Source organism: Thiobacillus sp. 65-1402 (genome assembly GCF_001897685.1).
GTDB lineage: Bacteria > Pseudomonadota > Gammaproteobacteria > Burkholderiales > Thiobacillaceae > Thiobacillus.
Map to the genome: position 1 here is coordinate 1 of NZ_MKUG01000147.1, position 5646 is coordinate 5646.

Below are 5646 nucleotides of genomic sequence, written 5' to 3' on the forward strand. Positions count from 1 at the left end.
GCGCCCGCGCGGCCGGTGCGGCCGATGCGGTGGACGTAGTCCTCGGCGTTGTGCGGCAGATCGTAGTTGACGACGAAGGGCAGCGCCTCGATGTCGATGCCGCGCGCAGCGACGTCGGTGGCGACCAGCACGCGGATCGTTCCCGCCTTGAAGGCATCGAGCGCCTTGATGCGTTCCTGCTGGGTCTTGTCGCCGTGGATCGCGTCGGCATGGATGCCGGCCTTGTTGAGTTCGTTGGCGAGCCGGTTGCAGCCGAGCTTGGTCCCGGTGAACACCAGCACCTGACTGAGGTCGCGGCTCTTGATCAGATGCGCCAGCAGCTGGCGCTTGCGCTCGTGATGCACCGGGTGCATCACCTGGGTGATGGTGACGGCGGTGGCGTTGCGCGCCACTTCGATGAAGGCGGGGTTGTTGAGGATGCTGTCGGCGAGCTTGCGGATTTCCTCCGGGAAGGTGGCCGAGAACATCATGTTCACCCGCTGCGCCGGCAGCAGCGCGACGATGCGCTTGAGATCGGGCATGAAGCCCATGTCGAGCATGCGGTCGGCCTCGTCGAGCACCAGGGTGTTGACCTGGGTCAGCATCAGGGTCTTGTTCTGCACGTGGTCGAGCAGACGGCCGGGCGTGGCCACCAGGATTTCGATGCCGGTTTTCAGGATCGGGATCTGGGTGTTGATGTTGACCCCGCCGTACACCACCAGCGAGCGCAGCGGCACGTGCTTGCAATAGGCCTTGACGCTTTCCTCGACCTGGATCGCCAGCTCGCGCGTGGGGGTGAGGATCAGCGCGCGGATCGGATGCTTGGCCGGCGAGGTGCCGGTGTTGGCGAACGGCAGCAGGCGCTGGATCAGCGGCAGCGCGAACGCCGCGGTCTTGCCGGTGCCGGTCTGCGCCGCGCCGAGGATGTCGCCGCCCTGGAGCGCCAGCGGGATCACCTGCTCCTGGATCGGTGTCGGCGAGGCGTAGCCCATTTCGTCGAGGGCACGCAGGATGTCGGGCGCCAGCCCGAGTTCAGCAAAAGTCGTCAAGGTCTGTCCAGTGAAATTTCTGGTTCGGTTAGGTTCGATCAAGCGCCTGGCCGGCCGGGGCGTGTCGGCACACCCTAGACCTGGATCCAGTCGAAGCCTGTCGTCTGGCAGGCCACGCGCACGTCTGCGTCCGCACAGTCCAGCACCTGGGCCAGCGCGCGCTGCGCCAGGGCGGGCGTGTTGTTCTTTTTGGATACGTGCGCGGCCATCACACAGCGCAATTTTTCATGTTTCAGCTTGTCCAGCAAGGCCGCCGACTGGCCGTTTTCCAGGTGTCCGAAACGCCCGCCCACCCGGCGCCTGAGGCTCGCCGGATAAGGGCCGTTCTCGAGCATCTCCGCATCGTGGTTGCACTCCAGCACCAGCGCGTCGACGCCTGTCAGCATGGCCTCGATATGCGGCGTGCTGCACCCCGCATCGGTCAGCACGCCAAGCCTGCGGTCGCCGTCGCCGAACACGTACTGCACCGGCTCGCGCGCATCGTGCGGCACCGGAAACGGCTGGATCTCCAGGCCGTCCAGCGCAAACGCCGCGTGGCTGTCGATCACCTGCACCGCCACCCCGTCGAGATCCTGCGCCATCGCCAGGGTGCCGGCGGTCAGCCACACCGGCAGCCTGTGCTTGCGGGCCAGCCGTCCCACCCCGCCGATATGGTCGCTGTGCTCGTGCGTGACGACGATGCCGGCCAGGTCGGACGCCTGCAGTTCGAGCCGCGCCAGCCGCGCAATGCTGTCGGCAAGGCCGAAGCCGCAGTCCAGCAATACGCGGGTGGAGCCGGCCTCGACCACCAGGCCGTTGCCTTCGCTGCCGCTGCCGAGGCAGGCAAACCGCATCACACGCCTTCCCGCGTCACTTCAATTCTTTATGCAGCAGATTGATGATGCGGTTCTGCGTATTGGCATCGACCGGCTTGCCGTCGACGCCGCTGACGTTGACCCGGCTCTTGTCGCCCGCCTCGTTCACCACGATCTGCAACTGCGGCGAGGCCTGCTGCTTCTTGCTGCGCCAGAACGCGAATTTGGCCAATATGCCGTCGTCGCGCTTGCTGGCGTTGTCGACATCGGGATCGATGTAGCGGACGAAATACACGCCCTTGGAACGGTCGCGGTCTTCCACCGCAAAGCCGACACGATCCAGCGCCAGACCGACGCGGCGCCAGGCACGGTCGAAATTCTCGTCCATTTCCAGCACCGGGGCCCCGGCTTCCCTGGCGATGCGCGCCTGTTCCGGCGTCTGCTGCCTGGTCAGCAGGGTCTGGGCACGATTCTCCTCCACCCCGAAACGCAGCATCAAGCGGCGCAGCATCTCGGCCTCGAGTTCGGGATCGGCTGGGCGCGGCTGCCACACGGTCTTGTCCTTGCCCTCGGTGGCATAGACTTCCATCATGCCGCGGTGGCTGATGTAGATCTCGGTGCCCTCCTTGCCGGCTTCGATGCGCGTGCGGAACTTGTCGCGCTCGGGAGTGGAATAGAGGCCGTCGAGCACCTTGCCCAGCGTGCGGCGAATCGTGTCCTGCGGAATGTTGGCGCGGTTTTCCGCCCAGTCGGTTTCGATCACGCCGGTTTCCGGCGATTCCAGGTTGACGATGAAGCCGGTTTCCTGCCAGAAATCCTTGATCACCGGCCACACCTGCTGGGGCGTCGCCTGCACCACCAGCCAGCGCTGGCTGCCGGCGCGCTCGATGCGTGTCTTGTCCTGCGCGGGCAGCAGGGTTGGCGTGCCGCTCGGGGCGGCCTTGCGCTCCTGACTGTAGGTCGACAGGGTGGCCGTGCCGCTGCCCTGGGTATCGGGAATCGCGTAGCGGTTGTCCCCCGTCGGCGCGGTAAGGTCGGGCGGCACTTCCAGCGTCGGCAGCTTGCTGGCCGACTTGTAATCGATCTTTTTGGATTCCACGATGCCGCAGCCCGAGGCCGTCAGGGCAAGCATCAAAAACAGGGGGAATAAACGCATAGGGGTCAGGATCCTAAATCAATGGGCTTTTACATCAAACCGGCGTGGCGCATCGCATCGCGCAGGGTGTCGTGCAGACCGTCCGACAGCGGGGTCAGCGGCAGGCGCAGGCCGGGCCGGATCAATCCCAGTTCGGCGCAGGCCCACTTGACCGGAATCGGGTTGGCCTCGACGAACAGTTTGCCGTGCAGCGGCAGCAGCCTGTTGTTGAGTTCGCGCGCGCGCGGCAGGTTGCCCTCGAACGCCGCCACGCACATCTCGTGCATCAGTTGCGGCGCCACGTTGGCGGTGACCGAGATCACCCCGTGTCCGCCCAGCAGCATGAAGGGCAGCGCCGAGGCGTCGTCGCCGCTGTACAGCGCGAAATCCTCGGGCGCGCGGCGCAGCAGATCCGACGCGCGCTCCATGTTGCCGGTGGCGTCCTTGAGGCCGACGATGCCCGGCACTTCGGCCAGCCGCAGCGCGGTGTCGTTGGCCAGATCGGCCACCGTGCGCCCCGGGACGTTGTACAGGATCAGCGGCAGATCGACCGCTTCGGCAATCTTCCGGTAATGCTGGTAGAGGCCTTCCTGGGTCGGCTTGTTGTAGTACGGCACCACCGACAGGCCGGCTGCCGCGCCGGCGCGTTTGGCGCACTCGGTGAGTTCGATCGCCTCGCTGGTCGAGTTCGCGCCGGTGCCGGCGATCACCGGCACCCGTCCGGCGGCCTGCTCGACCGTGGTGCGGATCAGCAGGCAGTGTTCGTCGTAGCTGACCGTCGGCGATTCACCGGTGGTGCCGACGACGACAATGCCGTCCGTTCCCGCTGCGATGTGCCAGTCGACCAGCCTGCGCAGCGCATCGAGGTCGAGCGCGCCGTCGTCCGACATGGGGGTGACAATCGCAACCAGGCTGCCTCTGGCCCTATTCATTTCTGCCATGCTGTTTCCGCCGCTTAAATTTCAGACCCGCGCCGTTGCCCGGGCGGATTAACGATAAATCGCAGCATTCTAATCTATCTGGCCATGCCTGGCTTCATCTCAAAACGAGCCTGTCAAGCCAGCCGGCCAGCTGTTCGACGCCCAGCCCGACGCCGTGCGCGACCAGCGGCACCGCCCATACCCAGGCCGCCGCCAGCCCCAGCGCGGCCAGCCCCAGCCCGGCCGAGAACATGTCCAGCCCCGGCGTGGTGCGCGCCACGATGGCGAATGCCAGCTGGATCAGCAGCGCCAGCGCCAGCAGCGGCAAGGCCAGCTGCACGCCGACGGCGAACAGCCAGCCGGCGGCTTCGGCCAGCTGGCGCAGATCGGCCGCAGCGGGCAGGATGGCGGCCGGCATGGCGACGAAACTGTCGCGCAGCGCATCGACGACCAGCAGATGGCCGCTGGCGCCCAGAAACGCCAGCGCCGCCAGCCACCCCGCGAGGGCGCGCCAGGCGGCATCCGCCGGGGCGGCCTGCTCGGCGGTCAGCGTCAGCAGGCCGCCGGTCGCGGTGTGGCCGGTCCATTGCAGCGCGGCGGCCGCTGCGGCAAACACCAGCCACACGCAGAGCGCCAGCGCCGCGCCCCAGACGGCTTCCATGCCCAATGCCAGCATGCCGGCCACGCTGAAGGGCGCGACCGCGCCGAGCGCCAGGCCCGGCGTCAGCACGGCGGCCAGGACGGCCGCCATGGACAGGCGCAGCAGCAGCGGCAGGCGGCCGGTCAGCGGGTCGAACACCGCCCATCCGGCGAGGCGGGCGAAGGCGAACAGCCAGGCCGCCAGGTTCGCTTCGCTCAGGGGCATGTTCCGCTCATTCGACGAGAACAGGGAAATCGGTCAGCAGCGTGCGCGCGAACTCCAGCAGCTGGCCGCCCATCCAGCTGCCCAGCAGCGCCAGCACGATCAGCATGACGATGAGCTTGGGGACGAAGGACAGCGTGGGTTCGAGAATCTGCGTGGCGGCCTGGAACAGGCTGATGGCGAATGCGGTCAGCAGACCGGCCAGCAACAGCGGCGCGGCAAGCAGCATCACCAGCCAGAGCGCGTCGCGGGCGAGGCCTTCCATCAGAAGCTACCGAGCAGGGAGCCGACCAGCAGATGCCAGCCGTCGACCGTGACGAACAGCAACAGCTTCAAGGGCAGCGACACCAGTTGCGGCGGCAGCATGATCATGCCCAGCGCGGTCAGCACGGCGGCCACCACCAGGTCGATCACCAGGAACGGCAGCACCACCATGAAGCCGATCTGGAACGCGGTCTTGAGTTCGCTGGTGAGAAAGGCCGGCGCCAGCGCGGCCAGCGGCACGCTATCCGCCTGCTTCGGGTTAATGCGCTTGTCGTCGCCGATGAAGAGATCGAGATCCTCGGCGCGCGTCTGCCGCAGCATGAAGCTTTTCAGCGGCACCGCGGCCTGTTCGGCCGCCTCGTTGAATGTCAGCGCGCCGGAGAGATAAGGCTGATAGGCCTCGCTGTTGATAGTCTTCAACGCGGGCGACATCACGAAAATCGTCAGCAGCACCGCCAGCCCCATCAGCACCAGATTCGGCGGCGCAGTGTGGCTGCCCAGCCCCTGCCGCAGCAGGAACAGCACCACGGCGATGCGGGTGAAGGCCGTGAACGCCAGCAGCAAGGCCGGCAGGAACGGGAACAGCAGCAGCCACGGCAGGCTTGCGCCCGGCACCCCGATCACCTGCCCGCCCGCGCCGGGC

General features: G+C 67.0%; 7 protein-coding genes. All 7 read right to left on the reverse strand.

The window, feature by feature from the left end; translation table 11 throughout:
- Positions 1-1028: DEAD/DEAH box helicase (locus BGO62_RS11425; RefSeq protein WP_296642481.1), on the reverse strand; the 1028-nt coding region annotated here is incomplete at its 3' end.
- Positions 1029-1102: 74 nt separating this feature from the next.
- On the reverse strand, positions 1103-1861 hold the full coding sequence (locus tag BGO62_RS11430) for an MBL fold metallo-hydrolase (protein WP_296642484.1): 759 nt from the start codon (positions 1859-1861) through the stop codon (positions 1103-1105).
- Positions 1862-1877: 16 nt separating this feature from the next.
- The gene (bamC, locus tag BGO62_RS11435) at positions 1878-2978 is read right to left on the reverse strand and encodes an outer membrane protein assembly factor BamC (protein ID WP_296642487.1); all 1101 of its coding nucleotides are present in this window, start codon (positions 2976-2978) and stop codon (positions 1878-1880) included.
- A 29-nt stretch (positions 2979-3007) separates the two neighbouring features.
- Positions 3008-3898 (reverse strand): 4-hydroxy-tetrahydrodipicolinate synthase, encoded by an 891-nt coding sequence (gene dapA / locus BGO62_RS11440; protein WP_296642489.1) that lies wholly within the window; start codon positions 3896-3898, stop codon positions 3008-3010.
- A gap of 94 nt (positions 3899-3992) precedes the next feature.
- Positions 3993-4742, reverse strand: coding sequence for a flagellar biosynthetic protein FliR (locus tag BGO62_RS11445; RefSeq protein ID WP_296642492.1), 750 nt, complete (start codon positions 4740-4742; stop codon positions 3993-3995).
- A gap of 7 nt (positions 4743-4749) precedes the next feature.
- Complete coding sequence (locus BGO62_RS11450) at positions 4750-5004, reverse strand: flagellar biosynthetic protein FliQ (protein WP_296642495.1); 255 nt, start codon at positions 5002-5004, stop codon at positions 4750-4752.
- The coding region (gene fliP, locus BGO62_RS11455; protein WP_296642498.1) for a flagellar type III secretion system pore protein FliP at positions 5004-5646 on the reverse strand (643 nt) is incomplete at its 5' end. The genes BGO62_RS11450 and fliP, both read right to left, overlap by 1 nt.

What these genes read in the sequence shown, in the direction of transcription:
- BGO62_RS11430 (WP_296642484.1), bottom strand. Translation starts at nt 1,861, where the DNA reads ATGCGGTTTGCCTGCCTCGGCAGCGGCAGCGAAGGCAACGGCCTGGTG.
- bamC (WP_296642487.1), bottom strand. Translation starts at nt 2,978, where the DNA reads ATGCGTTTATTCCCCCTGTTTTTGATGCTTGCCCTGACGGCCTCGGGC.
- dapA (WP_296642489.1), bottom strand. Translation starts at nt 3,898, where the DNA reads ATGGCAGAAATGAATAGGGCCAGAGGCAGCCTGGTTGCGATTGTCACC.
- BGO62_RS11445 (WP_296642492.1), bottom strand. Translation starts at nt 4,742, where the DNA reads ATGCCCCTGAGCGAAGCGAACCTGGCGGCCTGGCTGTTCGCCTTCGCC.
- BGO62_RS11450 (WP_296642495.1), bottom strand. Translation starts at nt 5,004, where the DNA reads ATGGAAGGCCTCGCCCGCGACGCGCTCTGGCTGGTGATGCTGCTTGCC.